At 64.7% G+C, this 19,831-nt stretch carries 17 protein-coding genes; 6 read left to right on the forward strand and 11 right to left on the reverse strand.

The window, feature by feature from the left end; translation table 11 throughout:
* The 3 genes from HV823_RS13760 to HV823_RS13770 form a co-directional block, all read right to left on the reverse strand.
* Positions 1–1,122, reverse strand: coding sequence for a hypothetical protein (locus HV823_RS13760; protein ID WP_176950285.1), 1,122 nt, complete (start codon positions 1,120–1,122; stop codon positions 1–3).
* Positions 1,123–1,240: 118 nt separating this feature from the next.
* Positions 1,241–2,338 (reverse strand): chorismate synthase, encoded by a 1,098-nt coding sequence (gene aroC, locus HV823_RS13765; protein ID WP_176950286.1) that lies wholly within the window; start codon positions 2,336–2,338, stop codon positions 1,241–1,243.
* A 150-nt stretch (positions 2,339–2,488) separates the two neighbouring features.
* Complete coding sequence (locus tag HV823_RS13770) at positions 2,489–5,995, reverse strand: EAL domain-containing protein (protein WP_176950287.1); 3,507 nt, start codon at positions 5,993–5,995, stop codon at positions 2,489–2,491.
* Positions 5,996–6,334: 339 nt separating this feature from the next.
* Here HV823_RS13770 and HV823_RS13775 point away from each other — a divergent pair, with 339 nt between their 5' ends.
* Positions 6,335–6,595 (forward strand): DUF1344 domain-containing protein, encoded by a 261-nt coding sequence (locus HV823_RS13775; protein ID WP_176950288.1) that lies wholly within the window; start codon positions 6,335–6,337, stop codon positions 6,593–6,595.
* Positions 6,596–6,689: 94 nt separating this feature from the next.
* Here the strand turns inward: HV823_RS13775 and HV823_RS13780 are convergent, their stop codons facing one another.
* From HV823_RS13780 to HV823_RS13795, 4 genes are all read right to left on the reverse strand, one after another.
* Positions 6,690–7,271, reverse strand: coding sequence for a histidine phosphatase family protein (locus HV823_RS13780; RefSeq protein WP_176950289.1), 582 nt, complete (start codon positions 7,269–7,271; stop codon positions 6,690–6,692).
* Positions 7,272–7,291: 20 nt separating this feature from the next.
* Positions 7,292–8,110, reverse strand: coding sequence for an enoyl-ACP reductase FabI (gene fabI, locus HV823_RS13785; protein ID WP_176950290.1), 819 nt, complete (start codon positions 8,108–8,110; stop codon positions 7,292–7,294).
* Between the two features lie 121 nt (positions 8,111–8,231).
* A complete protein-coding gene (locus HV823_RS13790) occupies positions 8,232–9,332 on the reverse strand; it encodes a DnaJ C-terminal domain-containing protein (protein WP_176950362.1) in 1,101 nt (366 codons plus the stop codon).
* Positions 9,333–9,517: 185 nt separating this feature from the next.
* Positions 9,518–9,904: an RT0821/Lpp0805 family surface protein gene (locus HV823_RS13795; protein ID WP_343051864.1), complete on the reverse strand. Its 387-nt coding sequence runs from the start codon at positions 9,902–9,904 to the stop codon at positions 9,518–9,520.
* A 113-nt stretch (positions 9,905–10,017) separates the two neighbouring features.
* Between HV823_RS13795 and pdxH the strand changes: the two genes are divergently transcribed.
* The 3 genes from pdxH to HV823_RS13810 all read left to right on the forward strand — a co-directional run bounded on the left by pdxH (position 10,018) and on the right by HV823_RS13810 (position 12,806).
* Complete coding sequence (pdxH, locus tag HV823_RS13800; RefSeq protein ID WP_176950292.1) at positions 10,018–10,647, forward strand: pyridoxamine 5'-phosphate oxidase; 630 nt, start codon at positions 10,018–10,020, stop codon at positions 10,645–10,647.
* Between the two features lie 270 nt (positions 10,648–10,917).
* Positions 10,918–12,108, forward strand: a complete 1,191-nt coding sequence (locus HV823_RS13805; protein ID WP_176950293.1) for a DUF937 domain-containing protein — start codon at positions 10,918–10,920, stop codon at positions 12,106–12,108.
* A gap of 200 nt (positions 12,109–12,308) precedes the next feature.
* Positions 12,309–12,806, forward strand: coding sequence for a hypothetical protein (locus HV823_RS13810; RefSeq protein WP_176950294.1), 498 nt, complete (start codon positions 12,309–12,311; stop codon positions 12,804–12,806).
* A gap of 174 nt (positions 12,807–12,980) precedes the next feature.
* Here the strand turns inward: HV823_RS13810 and HV823_RS13815 are convergent, their stop codons facing one another.
* The 3 genes from HV823_RS13815 to HV823_RS13825 form a co-directional block, all read right to left on the reverse strand.
* Positions 12,981–14,036 (reverse strand): polysaccharide deacetylase family protein, encoded by a 1,056-nt coding sequence (locus HV823_RS13815; RefSeq protein ID WP_176950295.1) that lies wholly within the window; start codon positions 14,034–14,036, stop codon positions 12,981–12,983.
* A gap of 99 nt (positions 14,037–14,135) precedes the next feature.
* Positions 14,136–15,551, reverse strand: coding sequence for a metalloprotease TldD (tldD, locus tag HV823_RS13820; protein ID WP_176950296.1), 1,416 nt, complete (start codon positions 15,549–15,551; stop codon positions 14,136–14,138).
* A gap of 135 nt (positions 15,552–15,686) precedes the next feature.
* Entirely contained in the window at positions 15,687–16,241 is a 555-nt protein-coding gene (locus HV823_RS13825) for a TetR/AcrR family transcriptional regulator (protein ID WP_176950297.1), read from the reverse strand.
* Positions 16,242–16,366: 125 nt separating this feature from the next.
* On the opposite strand from HV823_RS13825, the gene HV823_RS13830 reads away from it, so the two are divergent.
* Complete coding sequence (locus HV823_RS13830; protein WP_176950363.1) at positions 16,367–17,404, forward strand: aldo/keto reductase; 1,038 nt, start codon at positions 16,367–16,369, stop codon at positions 17,402–17,404.
* Positions 17,405–18,006: 602 nt separating this feature from the next.
* Here HV823_RS13830 and HV823_RS13835 read toward each other — a convergent pair.
* Positions 18,007–18,540 carry an invasion associated locus B family protein gene (locus tag HV823_RS13835; RefSeq protein ID WP_176950298.1) on the reverse strand — a complete coding sequence of 178 codons (534 nt, stop codon included), beginning with the start codon at positions 18,538–18,540 and terminating at the stop codon, positions 18,007–18,009.
* A 392-nt stretch (positions 18,541–18,932) separates the two neighbouring features.
* Here HV823_RS13835 and coxB point away from each other — a divergent pair, with 392 nt between their 5' ends.
* Positions 18,933–19,817: a cytochrome c oxidase subunit II gene (gene coxB / locus HV823_RS13840; RefSeq protein WP_176950299.1), complete on the forward strand. Its 885-nt coding sequence runs from the start codon at positions 18,933–18,935 to the stop codon at positions 19,815–19,817.
* The last annotated feature ends 14 nt before the right edge of the window (positions 19,818–19,831 follow it).

The raw sequence follows: 19,831 nt of genomic DNA on the forward strand, positions 1-19,831 counted from the left end.
TCAGAAGCGGACGTGCTTGCGGATCTTGCGCCAATTCACCAGCATGCGCTTGCCGATGTTCATCGCCGCAAGGGGGGGATAGGTCTTGCGCGTCTTGCGCATGGCCGATTGCAGCAATTCCCGCACGGCCGGGACCTGGCGCAGTTCGTCCTCGTCGTAATAGGTGTAGGTCGCGGGCGTGCGCAAGAAGATGTGCCCGCTGTCGGGCAGGGGATGCATGCGCTCCCCCAGCGTGGCGACCAGCCGCCTCTCGGAATTGAGGAAGTGCCGCGTCTCGCGCGAAAGCGTCAGCGTCCGGCGCGTAGCCGCAGCATTGGCGGCGATCGTCTCGACGATCTTCGCCTTTTCCTCCGGCTTGAACAGGAAGCGCATAACCTGGCCGATATGCAGCGCCCTTCGGCTGTTGCCGCGTCCCGTCGGAAAACCGCTGTCCTTTGCCAGAAGGCGGATGAATTCGGTCAGCTCGATCGGCAGGCGTTCGTTTGCCGGCGGCCTGGTCGCCTTCATGTCCTGGATGTCGAGCACGGTCTGCAGGAAATAGGCGTAGATATCCAGCTTGCGGCGGCGGATCTCTTCGAAGAGCAGCACGGTGTAGTCAATGCCCGGCAGTTCCATCACGGGCTCGATCTCTCTCAGCGGGTTGAGGTAGGTCGCCCGCGAGGGATTTTTCAGCGGTCGTGCGAGCCAGGCCGGCAGGCTCGGCGCAGGCCCCATGCTCGCCTTCTGCGCCCAGAAGGAATAGAGCGTGTCGAGCGGGTCGCGCAGCGCATAGACCACGTGCAGCCGCCGTTCGCCGATGATCTCGCGGATCGCCTCGAAATGCTCCCTCTTCCAGCGGCGGAAGCCTTCCGACGACAGAAGCACGTTCAGCCCTTCGCGATCCGCCTTGCGGATCACCTTGAGAAAATCCTCGAAGGCCTTTCCCTTCCGCCGCAGGAACTGGCCTTCGTTGTCGGACAGGTCATGGTGGGCGGTGGCGACACGTTCGCCGACCACCGGGTAGAGCCAGCCCCGTCGCCGTAGCTCCTCGGCATTGTGGTGGAAGTTCGCCTGCATATAGGTGGTCGCGGTCTTGTGGGGACCGATATGCATCACCAGTCGCAATTGCTCGTGTTGCTTCATGCGGACTCTACGTTCCACGGTTGATGTTCATGCCGGCATCCGCCCTCGGCGGGGCCGCCATATCGGCGGATTGTGGCTGAACCGCGTTTGCGCACGCTGGAGGAATGCTGTTCTGCTTTTACTTCAGCCGGCCGGTCTGGCCGCGGTCCCTCAGGTAGTGGTCCGCGATCGCGCATGCCACCATAGCCTCGCCGATCGGAACGGCGCGGATGCCGACGCACGGATCGTGCCGACCCTTGGTGCGGACGTCCACCTCTTTGCCGTCGCTGTCGATCGAGCGGCGCTCGGTCAGGATGGAGGAGGTCGGCTTGATGGCGAAGCGCGCGATCACCGGCTGGCCAGTGGAGATTCCGCCCAGAATGCCGCCGGCGTGGTTCGACAGAAACACCGGCTGGCCGTCCGGGCCGATGCGCATCTCGTCGGCGTTTTCCTCGCCGGTGATTTCCGCAGCGCCGAAGCCGTTGCCGATCTCCACGCCTTTCACCGCATTGATGGACATGAGGTTGGCGGCGATGTCCTGGTCGAGCTTGGCGTAGATCGGTGCGCCGATGCCCGCCGGCACGCCCTCGGCCACCACTTCGATGACGGCGCCCACGGAGGACCCCGCCTTGCGGATGGAATCGAGGTAGTCCTCCCATACGGGGACGATTTCCGGATCCGGGGCGAAGAACGGGTTGGTATCGACCACGCTCCAGTCCCAGTTGTCGCGGTTGATGCGGTGCTTGCCGATCTGGACGAGGGCGGCCCGAACGTTAAGGCCCGGAACGACCTTGCGGGCGATGCCGCCCGCGGCAACGCGCGCGGCCGTCTCACGCGCCGAAGAGCGCCCGCCGCCGCGATAATCGCGGATCCCGTACTTCACGTCGTAGGTATAGTCGGCATGGCCCGGGCGATAGCGCTTGGCGATCTCGGAATAGTCCTTGGAGCGCTGGTCGGTGTTCTCGATCATCATCGAGATGGGCGTGCCGGTCGTCGTCATGGTCACGCCGTCCTCGTCGGTCATGACGCCGGAGAGGACGCGCACCAGGTCGTCCTCGCGCCGCTGCGTGACGAAGCGCGACTGGCCGGGCTTGCGCTTGTCGAGCCAGGCCTGGATTTCGGAAAGCGTGAAGCGCAGGCCGGGCGGGCAGCCGTCGACGACGCAGCCCAGTGCCGGTCCGTGGCTTTCGCCCCACGTGGTGACGCGGAAAAGTTGGCCGAATGTATTGTGTGACATGAAACCCTGCCGGAACGCCTCGTGCCGGTCCGCGGGAGCGCCCGCGTTCCGCTCTGTTCGGCCGCACTCATAGAACCGATTGCGGAAAAGTTGAAGTCTTTTCGCTTGAGACGGGCCAGAGGCGGGTCAAGTGTGCGACCGCACGCCAGTTCAGGAAGCGGATCTCCACCGCTTCTCGACAGCGTAGTCGAGGAAATCGTCGCGCGCGAGCGGACGCGAGAAGGCATAGCCCTGCAGCAGGTCGCAGCCGAGCGCGCTCAGCATTTCCGCATGCGCCATGGTTTCCACCCCTTCCGCCACGACGGCGATGCCGAGCGACCGGCCGATCTCGATGATGGACCGCACCAGCGCCTGCTCGTGGCGCGAGTTCAGGATCGGCGCGACGAGCTGGCGGTCGATCTTAAGCCGCTTCGGGCGCAGCTTCAGGAGGCTCACGATCGAGGTGTGACCGGTGCCGAAATCGTCGATCTCGATGTCGATGCCGAGATCCTTGATGCGCTCGATGTTCGTCTGCACCAGGTCGTCGGCGTCATCGAGGAAGATGGCCTCCACCAGCTCGAAGGAAAGCTGGCCCGGCGCGATCGACAGTCCCGCGAGGCTGTCGACCAGCGTCTCGTCGCGAAGCCGCCTTGCCGAGACGTTGACCGAGATCTTCGGCATGGTGAAGCCGCGCGCCGCCCAGAGGCTGCAATCCGTCAGCGCCTTTTCCAGCATGATGCGGTCCAGCGTCGCGGTGACGTTGAGGTCCTCGGCGATTTCCAGGAAGTGCCCGGGAACGAGCAGGCCCTTCTGCGGATGTCGCCAGCGGATCAGGGCCTCCGCGCCGACAAGCTCGAGCGTGCGGGCACAGATCTGCGGCTGGTAATAGGGGATGAACTCGTTGTTCTCGATGCCCGTCAGGATATCGTCGGCAGTTCGCTTGTTGCGGATGATCGCCGCTTCGAGCACTGCATTGAAGAACTCGTGACGGCTGCGGCCCTGCGCCTTCGCCCGGTAGAGCGCTATATCGGCATTGACGAGAAGCTTACGCGTATCAAGGTCTCTGCCGCTGCCCACCGCGATCCCGATGCTGACGCCGAAGCGACACATGTGCCCGTTGTAGTCGACGGGCTGGCGCATCAGTTCGATGATGCTGTTGGAAAGCGCGGAGAGGTCGGCGCTGTTGTTGCGGTCGGTCACGACGACGAATTCGTCGCCGCCGATTCGCGCCACGAGATCGCCCGGACGCACCGAGTCGCGCAGCACCTTGGCGGCGTGGACGAGAAGCGCGTCGCCTGCGGCGTGCCCCAGGGTGTCGTTGATCTGCTTGAAACGGTCGAGGTCGATGTGGAGGATGCCGAGGCTGACGTCTTCCTCGTTGCTGCGGGTCGCCAGCGCATACAGCTGGTCGTCGAGCAGCCTGCGGTTGCCGAGGCCCGTCAGCGGATCGTGCAGCGCGTTGTGCTCGATGCGGATCTTGGCTTGTTCGAGTTCCGCATTCTTGGCATCGGCGATTTCCTTCGCGGCCCTGAGCCGTTCGGTCATACGCACGTCGTCGGTCACGTCGAACGCGATCCCGATCAGTTTCCTGGTGCCATCAGGTGCGCGATGGATCTTGCCGACGGAGCGCACGTGGCGAATCGATCCGTCCGCAAGCACGATCCGCGCCTGCTGCACGTAGGGCCATTCGCGGGCGATGCACTTGTTGACGTTGTCGAGCGTCGGCTGGCGGTCGTCGGGGTGGATCGCGCCGAGCCAGTCCTGCTCCGCTACCATTCCGTCGACATAGAGGAGCCCGTAGAGCTGGTGCATGCGCTCGTCCCAGTATGTCCCGCCGCGATCGAGGTCCGCCTCCCACAGGCCGCATTGATAGGAATCGAGCGCCAGGTCCAGCCGTCGCGTCGTGGCCTCCAGTTCCTGTTCGCGCTCGGAAAGGACACGCAGGGCCATTTCGAGTTCGGCGTTCTGCTGGTCAGCCTGCGTCTTGGCGGATCTCAACCGCTCGTTCATCTCCACGTCATCGGTAATGTCGAAGGCCAGTCCGACCAGTTTCCGGCGGCCATCCGCATCCATATGCAGCTTGCCGACCGATTGCAGGTGGCGGATCGTGCCGTCGGGATGGACAACTCTCGATTTTCGCAGATAGGGCGCGCCGTTTTCGATCGTGTTCTTCGCCGTGGCCTCCGCATGTGCGCGGTCGTCGGGGTGAAGCGCGTTGAGCCATACGTCATGGGTGACCGGTTCGCCGGTACCGGCGACGCCATAGAGCTGGAACATGCGGTCGTCCCAGTGCGTCAGGCCGCTTTCCAGATCGGCCTCCCAGAGGCCGCATTGATAGGCGTCCAGAGCCAGCTCTAGTCGCTGCGTGGTCTTCAGGAGCGTATCATTCTGCCGGTCGGCGCGTTCTTTCGCGCGTTGAAGCCGCGCGTTCAGTTGGACGTCGTCGGTCACGTCCCAGCTGACGCCGGTCAGCTTTTCGATGCCGTCCATCGTCATGCGCGAGCCGACGTTGCGGATATGGCGAACACTGCCGTCGGGCAGGACGACGCGATATTGCAGCCAGTAGCTCGCCTCGCCCTCCATGGCTCTTTCGAAGGCGGCGGTGGCCGAGGCGCGGTCGTCCGGATGCACGACCGACGCCCAAGTGCCGTTGGAGAGCGGCGTGTTGGCCGGCAGGCCGTGCAGCGCATACATCTGCCGGTCCCAGATGCGTTGCCGGTCGCCGATTGCAACCTCCCAGGTGCCCGTCTTCGAGGCTTCCAGCGCAAGGTCGAGCCGTTGTGACAGCGAGTGGATTTCCGTCTCCCGGGCGCGCAGCCCGGCGAGATGGCGGTGCCGTTCGCTGACGAGACCGCCGGTCAGGAAGATCGGTATGATGATCGCGAGCGCTGCGCCGGCCGTCATGATGCGGATATGGGCCACGTCCTCGGGAGGCCGTTCCCAGCCCTTGGCCGGGACTGCCGCCAGTTCCCATTTCCCGCCGGGGAACTCGACCGTCCGGCGCACCGCCTCGCCATCGAAGATCGAGGGGTCGCCGAAGAACGGGTCCTCGATCGCGGCGGGAAAGCTGATGTCGCGGATCGAAAGGCGCAGGTTCGAGCTGCCGCGCCAGTGCATGCTGGTATCGCCGTCGCCAGGACTGAGGAGGCCAGCGTCGAGGTACAGCCGGCGCTCGTCCAGCACGCCCTCGATGTAGCCCCAGAAGGAGAAGGCGCCCCGTGCGGTGCCGGAAACCGGGATCACCAGGTTGAAGGCGCGGCTGCGATCGGGCAGGTGCATCGGCCCGAGCATCAGCGGGTGTCCGAAGGCGCGGCTGGACTCCGCCGGCCTGCGGAACGACTGGAAGCGGTTGAGGTCGGCGCCGAGATACCGTTCGTTGTCACGCAAGGGGAATATCTGGTCGATGACCCCGTCCGGGGCGACAGCCAGCCTGCGGAACTGTACGTTCTGCACCAGAAGTTTGCGGGCAGAGACGTTGAACTGGTCGCGCGCCTGCAAAGGTTGGCTGGAAAACAGGTTCGCGATGCCGCGGAGCGCCGTCACGCTCTTGCCGATCTCGCCTTCCAGCCGCGCGCTGACCAGGGTGAGCTCGCTTGCGACCCGGGCCCGCAGGTCGCTGCGGTAGAGGCGCTCGTTCTGCCTTTCGTAGGCGTGCCCGGCGACAAGGACGACGGTCACGGCGATTGCAGCCGGCAACAGCGAGGGTTTGGCCCACGCCCCGGCAATCCTGATACCACGTGCTAGACCCGCAACCCGCACCCGTTTTCATCCCCTCGTTTCAACTGCACGTTATGAGGGGGCGATTAAGATTGCATTGATGGCTTTCCGGCATCCGCCTGCCGGCTTTGGTGGCATGCTGATGAAATTGTCCGGGATGGCGTTTGCTGAGCCTTGCTAGGGCAGATGGTTCCGGGCATCCAGTTACCAGGGGAACGGCGCAGGGGCGAATTTCGCCATATTCGAGGGGCATCAAGCGTGATCGAGAAGAACACGATTCCATTGAAAGGGGGGTTCAAGATGCGATTCATCGTTGCCGCGCTTCTGGCCGCGGCAAGTATCTTGGCGCCGCTGACCGTCTATGCCGAAAGTGCCGACGTAGAGGCGGTCATCACCAAGGTCGATACCACTGGCCTCAGCCTGTCGCTCGACGACGGCAAGAAGTATCAGGCGCCGGAAGAGTTCAATTTCGAGGGCCTTGTGCCCGGCGTAAAGGTCCTGGTGTTCTACACCGAGGTCGATGGCAAACGCGTCATCGACGATCTGGAAATCATTCAGTAACAACTGAGGATTGCGACGTCCGGCGCTGAGAAGTGTCGGCGGCGCCGTTGCGGAAGCTTTGTGCCGCATGCGTGTCAGCGCGTTGGCATCGCTGTCAGACCCAGGCTGCGCCGGTCTCGTCGACGCGCAAGATTCGGTCCTGGTGCACGGGGGCGTTGGCCGCGTCGATCACGGGCATGCCGCTGAACTTGAACAGCGCCCTGAACACGCCGCCATGGCTGACGCAGACCGTCGGACGCTCGATGTTGTTGAACCACGAGCCGACACGCCAAGACAGTATCTCGTAGCTTTCCGCGTTTTCGCCCGGCGGAATGAAATCCCACTTCGAGCGCGCCCTGGCCTTCACCTTGTCGCGCACCGTCTGTTTCAGTTCGGAGATGGTGAAGCCTTCCCAGTCGCCGAAGCAGACCTCCACCAGGCGTTCGTCGGTGCGGTAGTCGAGGGGATCGAGGTCCATGGCAGCGCGCACGCGTTCCATCGTCTCGCGCGTGCGCCCGAGCGGGCTTGCGACATAGTCGAAGTCCCCGGCCGTTTCGCCGAGGATCTTTTTCAGGGCAAGGCCGTTGCCGGACGCCTGCTGACGCCCGGTCGCATTCAGGGGGATGTCCTTTTGACCCTGCAGACGACCTTCTGCGTTCCAGTCTGTCTGGCCGTGTCGGATCATGTAGACAAGCACGTTTGCGCTCCGAAGCCGGCTCAGTCCTTGACGACCGAGATATCGGGGGCGTCGACGGCCTTCATGCCGACAACATGATAGCCGCTGTCGGCGTGATGGACCTCGCCGGTAACCGAGCGCGAGAGGTCCGAAAGCATGTATAGCCCGACGTCGCCCACGTCTTCGATGGTCACGGTCCGGCGCAGCGGCGCGTTGTACTCGTTCCACTTCAGGATGTAGCGGAAGTCGCCGATGCCGGACGCGGCCAGTGTCTTGATCGGGCCGGCCGAGATGGCGTTGACGCGGATGTTCTTCGGGCCCAGGTCGACCGCCAGATATTTCACGCTCGCCTCAAGCGCCGCCTTGGCGACGCCCATGACGTTGTAGTTCGGCATGACCTTTTCGGCGCCGTAGTAGGTCAGCGTCAGCATCGAGCCGCCGTCCGTCATCAGCTTTTCGGCACGGCGCGCCACCGAGGTGAACGAGTAGACCGAGATCTGCATCGTCTTGGCGAAGTTCTCGGGCGTCGTGTCGACGTAGCGGCCGGTCAGCTCGTCCTTGTCGGAGAAGCCGATCGCGTGCACGATGAAGTCGATCTTGCCCCACATCTTCTCGATGTTGTCGAAGACCGCGTCGATGGATGCCTCGTCGCTGACGTCGCAATGCCCGGCCAGTACGCCGCCAAGTTCAGCCGCGAGTGGCTCGACACGCTTCTTCAGAGCGTCGCCCTGGTAGGTGAGGGCGATTTCGGCCCCCTGGGCACGAACGGCCTTGGCGATACCCCAAGCGATAGACCGGTTGTTCGCAACGCCCATAATGACGCCGCGCTTGCCGCTCATCAGACCGGATACCTGAACCATGGAATGTCCCTTGCAGATTTAATTCGATTTGAGCCTATGGCATAGGCCGCCTGCGGGTTCAAGCACACCGGGTTCAGGAACTGTTAGCGCGCGTAACAATGGGTGCGTATTCACCGAAACTTCACAAATAGAGCCCTTCGCGCAGGCTGCGCATGAGATCTATCATCTTGTCGTCGGGCCGCTCCCAAAGAAGAAGCCGGATCTCGACGAGAAGATCGCCGCGTTTTCCTTGCGCATCCACAAGGCCCTGGCCCTCGATCCTGATGACGTGGTCCGAGCTCGACCAGGCGGGGACTGTGACCGGCAGCGGTTCGTCGGCCGGTCCCATCACGGTGGTCTCGCAGCCGAGCACAGCATCCTCGATCGTCACCGGCAGGGGCGTGCGCAGGTCGAAACCGTCCACCCGGAACGCGCCTGGCGCGACGCGGATGGTCACGACGGCGTCGCCACGCTTGAGGTCGTTGATGCGATGCCCCTGGTCACGCAGGCGGATGACCGTACCTTCGGTCGTACCAGCTGCGAGCGGCACCTTCAGCGATTCGCCCTCGACCTCGAGCGTCATTTTCGCCTGTTTGAGGAGGTCTTCGACAGATACCGTCAGGTCGCAGGCGAGATCGGGTGCCTTTTCGACCGCCGGACGGGTGCCGCGGATCCGGCGCATCAGGCCGGAAATGATATCTGCAGCCGCAATCGTGCGGCGGGCCGGGGCTGGCGCAGAGGGGCTCTCGTCGAAGGAGGCAGCCGGCTGAGCCTTGGCCGATGCGGATTTTTCTGCGGCCCCAGTCCCAGTCCCGGTCCCAGATCCAGCCGACGGCTGGGCGGTGGCGCCGGCGGTAGCAGCGGCACCTGATGCCGGCCCCTGCTGGCGGGCATCCACGCCGAAGATGCGCGAGACCATGTCCTCGGCCGTTTCGCTCGCATTCTGGGCGGGGTCGGGCTGTGTCTTGCGGGCGCTCTGCTGGCGCCGCATCTGCTCCATGCGCCGCAGTTCCATCTCGCGGCGGACCTCGGCGTCGCGGTGCGCGCGGTCGTATTTGCTGCGTTTGTCGGGATCGCGCAGGAGATCGTAGGCGCGGCCCGCTTCGGTGAAGCGAATGTTGGCGAACGGGTCGTCCTGATTCTGGTCGGGGTGCACGGCCTTGGCAAGCGTGCGCCAGGCAGCCTTGATCTCTTCCTGTTCGGCATCGCGCCGGACGCCCAGCACCCTGTAAGGATCACGCATCAACATCAGCCCGTCTCGTCCCTTGAGGGAGCCTCGCTGCTCCCGGTCTTTGGCCGGACTCGCTGCGGAGCCCGCGGGGATCGATGATGCCGGTAACCTCCTAACTGATGGTTACAGGCGCAGGGGGCAGATCACATAAGGTATATAAGCCGTTATCAGGCCGGTCCCCGGGTTGGAATCGGCCCTTATCCCTGGCGGTCGAAGCGCGTCAGCGACCAGGTTCCGTCGCCACCCACGCAGGCGCGCCCGTCGTAGTTGGAAATCCCGGTGTAGGAATGCAGCGTCGTGGTGAAGTCGCGGCAGGTCTGCCCGGAACCGTCGCTGCGCTCGGCGACGCCGGTGACGACGCCGGTGCTGCCGGACACGGCATTTGCCCAGGGGATCGGGCTGCCGGCGTTGCGCGTCAGGTCGGCCGACGAAACGGCGTTGCGCACCGTGGCGGCGTCGGAGGTGTTGTCCGTGCGTTCGCCCGGCACGGCACTGGTCTTCATGGCCCTGTCCACCTGCATGTCGGAGGCGAGATCGAGGCCGCCGGCCATGCAGCCCGCGAGCGGCAGGACGCACAGCGCCACGGCCAAAAGCCGCGGCGGCCTCGTCCAGAATATCGTTGTCTCCCGTCGCGACTTTGCTATGACTTCAACTCCTGCGCGCCCCGACGGGACGAAAATCGGCATTGGATTCAAATATGAGCGAGATTGAGTTAACAACCGGTGACTTCACCGAGGAAAGCGAGCCCTTTTCGCTTTTCGGAAAGTGGCTGGAAGATGCCGGCAAGAGCGAGCCGAACGATCCAAACGCGGTGGCGCTGGCCACGGTGGACGCTTCTGGATTGCCGAATGTACGCATGGTGCTCTTGAAGGGATTCGATGAACGCGGATTCGTCTTCTACACCAATTTCGAAAGTCAGAAAGGCCAGGAGATCCTGAACGCCGGCAAGGCGGCAATGTGTTTCCACTGGAAATCGCTCCGCCGACAGGTCCGCGTGCGCGGTCCCGTCGAAGTCGTCTCCGACGAGGAGGCCGACATCTATTACGCTTCCCGTCCGCGTGGCAGCCGCATCGGCGCCTGGGCGTCCAAGCAGTCGCGGCCGCTGGAAGGTCGTTTTGCCCTCGAAAAGGCTGTGGCCGAGTACACCGCCCGCTATGCGATCGGCGAGATTCCGCGTCCCTCATACTGGTCCGGCTTCCGCATCAGGCCGGTGTCGATCGAGTTCTGGCACGATCGCCCCTTCCGGCTGCATGACCGCGTCGAGTTCCGCCGCCCGGTCGGCTTGGAAGGCGAGGGGGGCTGGGAAAAGGTCCGCATGTACCCCTGATAAGAGATGGCGGCCACTTTGGCCGCCATCTCCTTGTACTTCGGCCCGCAAACGGGCGTGGCGCCGGCAGAAGGCGCGTCGGAGTGCCGCCCGCGAAAGGGCGCGCAGTATACAACTCCAATTGGTGTGATATATTTCCGGGCAAGCAGGAAAGCGATTACGACCCACGGTCCATTTTTGGGGACCAGGTGTGCGGGTTTCGTTCACGCAAAGCCGTGCAACGCATACGGGCGAGACTGAATCCAAGGCATTGACGCGGAGGAGAGTTCTATGGCCAGCAATCTTGTTTCCTATCTCATGCAATTTCTGACGCCCGACACGATCGCGCGACTTGCGGCGGCGCTCGGGCTCGATGTCGACAAGGTCCAGCGCGGTGTCGCGGCGGCGGTTCCGGCCGTTCTCGCGGGGCTTGCGAGCACCGCCACCCAGCCGGGCGGCGCCGAGAAGATCGCCGATGCCGCCCGCCAGCAGAGCGGCGTGCTCGACAATCTCGGCGGCCTGCTTTCGGGCGGCAATCCCGGTTCGCTGGCCCAGACCGGGACGCAGCTGCTCTCGTCGATCTTCGGCGGCAACAGCAATGCGCTTGCCAATGCGGTCGGAAACTATTCCGGCCTTGGCACGAATGGCGGGGGTTCCCTGCTCGGCATGCTGGCGCCACTGGTTCTTGGCGGCATTGCCAAGAAAATGGGCTCCGATACCAGCGCGAGCGGGATTGCCGGTCTGTTGGCGAGCGAGAAGGACAACATCGCTGCCGCCCTGCCGCCAGGCCTCAAGGACATGCTGGCAAGCTCCGGGCTTCTCGGTTCGCTCGGTGGAACGGCGCGCTCTGCCGCAAGTGCCGGCAGCGATGCTGCCGCGCGCGCCGCAGCGACCGCAACATCTGCCGCTCGGCAGACCTCTTCCGCCGCCACGGCCACCGCCAGCCGCGGCAGCAACTGGCTCTACTGGCTGATCGGGGCCCTCGCTCTGCTAGCCATCCTCTACTATCTGTTCGGCCGGCCGGCACAACAGACGGCGGAGACCGCCCCCGAGCCGACGCCACCCGCGCAGACCGAGACCCAGCCGGCGCCTGCCGAGCCGCAGCCGCAGACGCAGGCCGAAACGCCGGCCGCCACCCCGGCGCCGACAGGCAGCATCGTCGTCGGTGGGGTCGATGTCGGCAAGCAGGTGACCGATACGCTCGCCAGCCTGCAGACGGCGCTCAGCGGCGTGACCGATGCGGCGACCGCCCAGAGCGCGTTGCCCCAGCTCCAGACCGCCACCGGCGCGATCGACCAGGTCAGCGGCATGCTGGGACAGCTCTCCGCCGAGCAGAAGGCGTCCCTTGCCGCGCTCGCCAAGCCGTCCATCGACACGCTCAATGCGCTGTTCGACAAGGTCCTGGCGATCCCCGGTGTATCCGACATCCTCAAGCCCGCGATCGACGCCCTGCGCCCGAAGCTGGCGGCACTTGCGGCCTGAACCGCGCGTGAAACGAGTCTGAGCGGGGTTCGAATCCGGCCGGCGCAATCACCCACCGGTGAGATGCGCCGCCCGAAACAAGCCGTACTCTCATGGACAGGCGGTCTCCGTCGCGCGCCGCACGGGACGCGCAGAGCCATGGTGGCGTGGGGACACCGCGAACCAAGAGACGAAACCCAACCAAACCGGGAGATTTCAGCATGGCTGACAAGTCGACGTTCACGCCCGAGGAATGGAGCGTACTGCTGCAGGGTGTCATGGCCGCAGGCATTGCCGTCACGGCCGCCGAACCGAGCGGCCTCTGGGGCATGCTCAAGGAAGGCATGGCCAGCAGCCGGACGCTGCTGCAGGGCAAGGGAGGCACGGATGCGACAACGTTGACGACGGCGATCGTCGAGGGGTTTGAGAGCTCCGAGGGGCGGAAAGCCGCGCGCGAGGGGCTGGAGGCGCGGTTGAAGGGCGCCAAGCCCGAGGAGATCAAGGCGCGCTGCATCGACACGGTGCGCGAGGCCGCAGGGATTGTCGAGGCCAAGGCACCGTCGGATGCAGCCGGCTTCAAGGGCTGGCTGCTGCAGATCAGCCAGAGCGTTGCCGAGGCGGCCAAGGAGGGAGGGTTCCTCGGCTTCGGCGGCACTCCGGTCAGCGACGCCGAGAAGGCGACCGTGGCGGAAATCTCGAGCGCGCTGAAGGTCGCCTGACGGCTGTCCGGTCTCGCGAGGCGGCCGGTTCGGTCCTTCCATATTACACGACCGCTTTCGCTCTCCCCCTCATCCGCCCTGCCGGGCACCTTCTCCCCGCTTGCGGGGAAAAGGTCGGGGTGATGGGCAAAATTACAATTGTCGCGTACCGTGGCGTCCTTCGCCGGAGCTGTCCTATCGCCGCATCAGGCGGAACGGGATGCCCGAAGCCAGCGCGGATACATACTTGCGCTTCTGGTAGAGGCCGTTGACGGAGATGCGCGGCAGCGCCATCGGCTGGTCGAAGCTGCGGGCGTCCAGCGTGCCCGGCACCGTCGTCACCGCGAGGTCGAATCCTGCCTCGACGGCGAGGCGATGTTCGCGTGCGGTGACGGTGGGACTGAAGCCGTAGGGATAGGCGAAGGCGACGGGGCGCACGCCGGTCAGGCACTGGATCCGCTCGGCCGACGCCTGCATTTCCTCCCGCGCCTCGTTTTCCTCAAGCCGCGAAAGCGCTCGGTGGCTGATCGTGTGGGCGCCGAGCGTCGCGAGCGGGTTGAGAGCCAGGCTCTTCAGTTCCGGTTCGCGCATGATCAGCCGTTCGGTGATCAGGAGCGGATCGATCCCGTGCTGCTTCGCCAGCCTGTCGAGGGCGGCGACGGAGGTCATCTCGTCGCCCGTCTGGATGAAGGCGGCAAAGCGCGCAAAGGCGGCGTCCTTCTGCCATGTCGTGGCGAGCGGCAGCGTGACGAGGCCGGAGCCGAAGTCGAATTCGACATGCGGCAGCGCCCGCAGCAACTCCGTCAGCGTCTCCCACCAGATGCTGTGGGTCCGGCAGGCGAAGCCGCCGGTGATAAAGACGGTGAAGGGCACGCGATGCTCGGTGAAGATCGGCTGCGCATGCACCGCATTGTTGCGGTAGCCGTCGTCGAGCGTGAAGGCGGCAAAGCGCTCCTCGGGCCGTGCAATCGCCATGCGGGCGGCCATGTGGTGCAGGGCCACGAACTGGTAGCCCTCGCTTTCCAAGAGCCGGATCGTCTCGTCGAGGAATTCAGGCGTGATTTCCAGATGGGCGTTGGGGTCGAAGTCGTGGAACGTCTTCGGCCGCACGTGGTGCAGGGTGAAGATCGCGCCGCGCCCGCGTGCGGACGTCATCAGGCCGGCACGCCCGGCGAGATTGGACAGTTCCAGTCCGCCGGTGATGGCCGCATGCTTCAGGCTGCGGCGCATAACATTTTTCAATGTCGGCATTTGCGCTCCGGTTGGCGGTTCTTCCTGCCGTCTTTATGAGCGCGTCATGGTATCCGTGCGGTTAACGACCCCTTGCGGCATATCGCGCCCGCGCTGCGATCAGGCCTTCGTGCCGCCGACGGTGATCTGGTCCATACGCAGATGCGGCTGGCCCACGCCGACGGGCACGCTCTGGCCGGCCTTGCCGCACATGCCGATCCCCGTGTCGAGCTTGGAATCGTTGCCGACCATCGTCACGCGCCGCATCGCGTCTGGCCCGTTGCCGATGATCATCGCGCCCTTCACCGGGGCGCCGATCTTTCCATCCTCGATCAGGTAGGCCTCGGTGCAGCCGAAGACGAACTTGCCGGAGGTGATGTCCACCTGGCCGCCGCCGAAGGAGACCGCATAGATGCCGTTCTTCACCGAAGCGATGATCTCATCGGGCGTCCTGTCGCCGGACAGCATGTAGGTGTTGGTCATGCGCGGCATCGGCACATGCGCGTAGGACTGGCGGCGGCCGTTGCCGGTCGCCTGCATGCCCATCAGCCGCGCGTTCTGCCGGTCCTGCATGTAGCCGACGAGCTTTCCGTCCTCGATCAGGACGTTGTAGCCAGACGGTGTGCCTTCGTCATCCACCGTCAGCGAGCCGCGGCGGCTTTCGATCGTGCCGTCGTCGACCACGGTGACGCCCCTGGCCGCCACCTGCTCGCCGAGCAGGCCCGAAAACGCCGAGGTCTTCTTGCGGTTGAAGTCGCCCTCCAGTCCATGGCCGACCGCCTCGTGGAGCATCACGCCCGGCCAGCCCGAGGAAAGCACCACGTCCATCGTGCCGGCCGGCGCCTCGATCGCGCTGAGGTTCACGAGCGCCTGGCGCAACGCCTCGTCCGCCCCCTGCTTCCAGCTTTCGGTGGTGAGGAACTCGCCGAAGCCGCGCCGGCCGCCCATGCCGAACGAGCCCGTCTCCTGCCGGTCGCCTTCGCCGACGACGACGGAAATGTTGATGCGGGTCATGGGACGGATGTCCGTCACCTTGTGGCCGTCGGCGCGCAGGATGTTGACCACCTGCCAGCTGGCGGCGATCGAGGCGGATACCTGCCGAACCTTTGCGTCCTTGCCGCGCAGATAGGCGTCGATCTCCTGCAGCAGCGTCACCTTCTCCTCGAAGCCGGGGCTGCCGATCGGGTTTTCCGGGCCGTAGAGCCGGCGGTTGGTTCCCTGGGGTGCTGCGGAATAGGTGCCGGCATATCCGCGCGTGACAGCGCCCGCAGCGTCCGCCGCCCGCTTCAGCGCGGAAAGCGACATCTCGCCGGAATGGGCATAGCCCACCGCCTCGCCGGCTACGGCGCGCAGGCCGAAGCCCTGGTCGGTGTTGAAGCTGCCGCCCTTCAGGCGCCCGTTGTCGAAGGTCAGCGATTCCGCCTGCGCGTGCTCCAGGTAGAGCTCGCCGTCGTCGGCGTTCTTCAGCGTCTCCGCCAGCACCACGCGAACCGTCGCCTCGTCGGCATCGAACAGTGAGGTCAGGTCGGTGTTCATTGGCAACTCCTGGTGCACAGATCTGAAACGTCGCGCCACACGGTTCGCATGCATGCGGTGCCGGCGCGCCTAAGCGGGTTGCCAGCTTATGTAGAGGCTCCCCCCGGCCGGGGCAAGCGAAGCGGCTCCGCCGGCCTACATGGCGCCTGCCACCTCGTTTCGCACGCTTTCCATGATTTCGTCCGAAAGTGCGGGGTCGTTGACAAGGCGGGCCATGACCAGGGCGCCGATAAGGCTGGAGAGGTCGGCGATCGCCTTCCTGCGGTCCGGCGCCTCTCCCTGCCGCTCTTGCAGCTCCTGCATCCGCGCGATCCGGGCGCGGACATAGTCGGTCGCGGCCTGTCGCTCCTTTTCCGGCAACCGCGCCATTTCCGGTCCGAGGGCTGCGACCGCGCAGCCCGCACCGGCATGGTCGCGATGCTCGGCGGACAGATAGGCCCCGGCGAACTGCGAGAGCGTCAGTGTCGCCGGCTCGGCTTCGAGGGTCTTGTGCATAGCCTCCGACAGCGCCTGCTCGGTAAGGTCGCCCTTTGACTTGAAATGGCCGTAGAAACCGCCATGCGTCAGTCCGGCGCCACTCATGACGGCATCGACGCCGACGGCATGAATGCCGTTCTCGCGAAACAGCCGTGCCGCCGCATCAAGAATGCGCTTCCGGTTTTCCTTCGCCTGCTCCTTGGTCGGCCGCATTTTGTCATCCTCCGAAATTGTCTTGACAAGTTATATGACGATCGTCATTTATATTCAACATATGACGATCGTCATTTAAAATTGAATCGAAAAGTTCACCGACAACAGGGAGTTCGGACATGAGCATGCGCTATCGGATCTTCGGCCGCACTGGCCTTCGCATTTCGCAGCTGGCGCTCGGCACCGGCAATTTCGGCACCGGCTGGGGCTATGGCGCCGACCAGGAGGCGGCCAGAGCCATCTACGACGGCTATCGCGCAGCCGGTGGCAATTTCATCGATACCGCCGACCAGTACCAGTTCGGCCAGTCCGAAACGCTGACGGGGGAATTCGTCGCCGCCGACCGGGATGACGTCGTGCTTGCGACCAAGTTTTCGCTCGGCGACAGCCATGGCGCGGGTCTGCAGCGCACCGGCAACAGCCGCAAGGCGATGGTGCAGTCCGTGGAGGCCAGCCTCAAGCGGCTCAACACCGATCGCATCGATCTCCTCTGGGTGCATATGCCCGACGACGTCACCCCGATCGACGAGATCGTGCGCGGGCTGGACGATCTCGTCCGGTCCGGCAAGATCCTCTATTCCGGCTTTTCCGATTTCCCCGCCTGGCGGGTGGCGACGGCGGCAACGCTTGCCGAGCTGCGCGGCTGGGCGCCTGTCTCGGCGCTGCAGGTGGAATACAGCCTGGTCGAGCGTTCCGTCGAGCGCGAACTCCTGCCGATGGCGTCGGCCTTCGGGCTCGGCACGGTCAGCTGGTCGCCGCTCGGCGGCGGGTTGCTGACAGGCAAGTACCGCAAGGGCGAGCAGGGCAGGGCGCAGGGGCTGGGCGCCGTCATCCATGCCGAGAGCGATGCACGCAAGACCGCGACGGTCGATGCGGTTCTGGCCATTGCCGGGGAGACGGGCCTGCCCGCCGGGCAGGTGGCGATCGCCTGGGTGCTCGCCAAGGGCGCGACGCTGCCGATCATCGGTCCGCGAACGCCCGAGCAGCTTGCGGACAACTTGGCGGCACTCGACGTTCGCCTGACTGAGGAGCAGATCGGCAGGCTGGATGCCGCAAGCGAGATCGCTCTCGGCTTCCCCTTCGACGTCGTCTCCAAGTCGCGTGGCGTGCTCGCCGGCTTAAGGCCCGACCTGATCGACTGGCCCGCGGCGCCCGTTCGGTGACGTGAGATGCGGTAAGGGTTGAGGGGTTAGGGGTAGGGGGTGAGGTATGGCAAAGGCCGGGCTGCTGCCTCTGCGGCTCGCATTGCCGGCAGCGCGTCCATTGCGCTCGCAACCTCATTGCGCCTTGCGGGCACCGCCGTCGCCCCCTACTGCCTCTCCGTCATGCCGGCCCCCGAGCCGGCATCCAGTCGCGCAAGTCTTTGCGCAATAAAGCATTCCCGCGCCGCGGACGCGGGCCACTGGATCCCGGATCAAGTCCGGGATGCCGGGAAGTTGAAGGGCGCGCCACATCGACGTCTTGCGAAACGCTGTGCGCATCGCATTGCCGGCAGCGCGTCCATTGCGCTCGCAACCTCATTGCGCCTTGCGGGCACCGCCGTCGCCCCCTACTGTCTCTCCGTCATGCCGGCCCCCGAGCCGGCATTCAGCCGCGCAAATCCTTGCGCGATAGAGCATTTCCCGCGCCGCGGACGCGGTGCCGCCGGATCCCGAACCAAGTCCGGATTGACGGGGGAGTTGAGGGAGCGTCACATCGACGTCAGGCAAAACGCTCATGCACAAGAAGCCGGCTTTCGGTGCGGGGACGGTTGGCCCCGGGCCCTTTACGGCAGCGCGTCGTAGCCTTCGCCGAAGCCCTTGAGGTCGACCGGGATGCCGATGCCTTCTTCCGGGGTCTGGAAGACGATGAAGGTGGCGGTAGCGCCGGAGCGGAAGGTCTTGAGCAGTTCGTCCTCAAGCACCACCTCGGCGTAGCAGCCGTCGGAGAAGCAGCGCACGAAATAGGCGCGGCCGATATCCTTACCGTCCACATTCAGGCCAAGCCCGTTGGGCAGCAGGACGCCGAGGGGCGCGAGCACGCGCAGGATCTTTGCCTTGCGGTCGGCCGTCTTGAGGATGACCACAGACAGGCCGACTTCAGGTCGGTCCTCGGCGATCACGTTCTGCATCAGCGCGCATTGTTCGCCCGTGGCGCCTGCCGGCTGGTCGCAGACGATCGACCAGGCACCGTGGTTCGCCTTCACGGTGCCCGGCTGTTGCTGGGACTGTGCCAGGGCAGGGGTGCTGGTCGCTGCGATGGCAAGCGCCGCCAGCGCGCGGATCGTCCTGGCCAGGCCCGAAGGAGAGCGGGAACTCATGAAAACCTCGAAATCTCGAATCACACGCGCCATTCTTGAATAGCGAACGTTGAAATGAAAAGCCCTTTGCCGTCTTTTCCAGTTTATACGGCGGAAATTGGACCGCCGGGACGAAACGTCGCGATTGCCCGGCCGGCGCAGTAATAATCTGTCCGCCCCCGCCACGGCATCGCTCCCAGATTGCCGGCCGGCGCTCGCGCGTTCGCGTTTACAAAGAGTTGGACGAAAGTTTGGCTATGTCCCGCCAGGACTTGTCTTTGCGCAAAAATGCCGCACGAGCAACGGTTCGTGGCTGTTGCGGCAAACGGGAAACTGTGATTTTAAGCAGTCAGCATAGCAGGGATTCTGCGGCAATCGTTTGATCCCTATCAAACGCTTTGGGGAGATATGTTGTGATTAACAAGGCTTTTGCAGCGATGACGGCGGTATGCTGTCTGCTGTTTGCTTCGGGCGCCTTCGCCGACCAGCCGGTCGATTGGCAGAAGGGATTGCAGCCCGCGGCAACCTCGATCATGGAAGAGATCCGCTGGTTCGAACAGTACACCCTGTGGTTCATCGTTCCGATCACGCTGTTTGTTCTTCTCCTCCTGATCATCATCGTGGTGAAGTTCCGCGAGGGCGCGAATCCGGTTCCCTCCAGGACGAGCCACAACACGGCGATCGAGGTCATCTGGACAATCGGTCCGGTGGTGATCTTGCTCCTCCTCGCAGTTCCCTCCTTCCAGCTGCTGACGAAGCAGCTCGCTCCCACCGAGGAGCCCGAGCTGACGATCAAGGCGACCGGCTTTCAGTGGTACTGGGGCTATGAGTACCAGGTCGGCGAAAACCCGCTTTCCTTCGATAGCCTGATGCTGCAGGATGCCGATCGCGCTTCTCTCGGCAAGGAAGACAAGGCGGTCTATCCGCGCCTGCTCGCCGTGGACAACGAAGTTGTTGTTCCCGTCGGCAAGCACGTCCGTCTCCTCGTGACCGGCGCAGACGTGATCCACGCCTTTGCGATGCCTTCCTTCGGCGTGAAGATCGACGCCGTGCCGGGTCGCATGAACGAGACCTGGTTCAAGGCCGAGCGTGAAGGCCTCTTCTACGGCCAGTGTTCCGAGCTGTGCGGCAAGGACCATGCCTATATGCCGATCGCTGTCCGCGTCGTCTCGCAGGACAAGTTCGACACCTGGCTTGCCGCAGCTGCGACCAATATCGGTGAGGCCAACAAGGCTCTGGTAGCGTCCGTCGACGGCGAACGGAAGTCCGTCGACGTCGCACAGAACGCCGCGCAGTAATTCCAAGGGAGAGC

Origin of the sequence: Mycoplana rhizolycopersici, assembly GCF_013378445.1 — a bacterium.
Classification (GTDB): Bacteria; Pseudomonadota; Alphaproteobacteria; order Rhizobiales; family Rhizobiaceae; genus Mycoplana; species Mycoplana rhizolycopersici.